The sequence below is a fragment of the Mesorhizobium sp. CNPSo 4688 genome (assembly GCF_057784295.1).
Window position 1 is genome coordinate 1 of record NZ_JBWLUY010000072.1, and the last position, 1,778, is coordinate 1,778.

Sequence of the window (1,778 nt, forward strand, 5' to 3'; positions counted from 1 at the left end):
GAACTGGCGATCTCGCTCAGCTGCCGCTCAAAGGTCGCTGCATCTGCGGACGGCACCGCGGGTGAACTCGCTTGCCGGCCCGCGCTGTCCGACTTTACCTGCTCCCACTTCGTCGAGGCGAAATCCATCCGTTCCTCCCTTCAAAAATATCGGCATCGAAGCTGGGCTGGATTTGACGTGCCGGAAATCAGGAACAAACTACCCTTTAACAGCCCTCGGCAGGCATGCACCGTGAGCATCGGCAGCCGATGTTCTTCCAATGCGACCAACCCTGTCTGTTTTGTTAAATGGGGAAGCTGTCGACAACCTGATCACGACAACGCGCCTTGAGCGTGGTGCATGTGCCCGCGCGCTTCGCCGTCAAGACCCCATAGATCGAAATCTGAGACAAATACTGCTTCTCCCCGCTGTACGGCCATCTTTCGCGGTGAGGTGCACTGCAAAGTACGGTTGCGCGACTGGCAGAGACCTGGTTGAACGGGAAGGCACTGCTTTGGCAAGCACATCCGGCCCGCCATCCGATTCTCACTCGTTCTTGATGTCAGCTGCGCGTGGCGACGCAAAGAGCTGCCGTAATCGACGATCGTCTTGCCCGTCGATGTCTTGTGGCCGCAGCCGGGCCGTTTAGAACGCCTCCGTCGAACATGCAGTCATCATTTCCACGCTCTTGGCAAACACTTCGCGAAGTGTGGAGCGAGGTCGACAGGCGCGTCCGGAACCCGAATGGGCGAACTGCCCATGCCGAAGCCCTCTTCACCGCGATGCGGCCAACATCCGTCATGCGCTGACTGCTCGGTTCCGCTATTCAAACGCCCGCCTTCGAGACCTTCTGGGATGCGCAGGCGTTTAGACAGCAATCGCAAACGAGGTGCACTGGACCCGGCATGCCATGCACTTTGACCGTGACCTCGGCGGCAAACGGTTTGGAAACGACGGCTATTCTCGCGAGGAGCTTGCCGCCGCGTTCCTTTGCGCGACCCCCGGGGGGGGCGCCTTGAGGTCGCGACGACCCTAAATCTCAACGAGCGGCTTGATCCCAACACCGTTAACGGCGAACGTCTCGAAGAACTGCAGCGCCTCCAGTCGAGGACCATCGATACCACTCCGGTCGAAGGCGAAGAGCTGGATTCACAAAGGGCGGGGAAGCAGTAGTTAGCTCGTCATGCGCCGAGGGGCCCGTTGCCCACCGCAATTTGCGATTTGAGACCCGTATTTCGATCCAATCGCCTCCGAATTTTAACGGAGGAAATCGGACGGGCCGCGAAATCATTCGACACGTCGATCGTTAAATGGGTGGCCAGCCCACACCCGCAGACGAGCGTGCGAAGAAGGACAACAGCTCGCCACGCGTGATCGGCTGGACATAGGCGATGCACACCAAGACGAGCACCTCCGATTGCGTTAGCTCCCTTGCCCCCCTCCCGCTGCCGTGTGTCTAAGGCGGCGTGGATGGCGTTGGCGAAAGCAGCTTTTTGCTCTTCGCCCTGTCCCTTCCATCTTGACTAGTGCGAGCCTGCAGCCTTATCTCACGACCGCGTTAGCACTCGCCTTAGGTGAGTGCCAACTCGTATCCGGCGGCATCGCCGGATGGAGAAACTGTTCTCACCGTTCTCATTCGAGGAAGAAAAAATGGCAAAGTCGAAGTTCCGCCCGCTTCATGACCGCGTGGTCGTTCGGCGGGTCGAATCCGAATCCAAGACCGCCGGCGGGATCATCATCCCGGATACGGCGAAGGAAAAGCCGCAGGAAGGCGAGATCATCGCCGTCGGCTCCGGCGC

2 protein-coding genes are annotated in these 1,778 nt (G+C 59.4%); both read left to right on the forward strand.

Annotated features, from left to right (window positions below; translation table 11 throughout):
• Positions 1 to 868: 868 nt before the first annotated feature.
• A complete protein-coding gene (locus AC04SH_RS34755) occupies positions 869 to 1,015 on the forward strand; it encodes a zincin-like metallopeptidase domain-containing protein (RefSeq protein WP_488481863.1) in 147 nt (48 codons plus the stop codon).
• A 614-nt stretch (positions 1,016 to 1,629) separates the two neighbouring features.
• Positions 1,630 to 1,778 (forward strand): co-chaperone GroES (locus AC04SH_RS34760; RefSeq protein ID WP_287209018.1); only part of this gene is annotated, 149 nt, incomplete at its 3' end.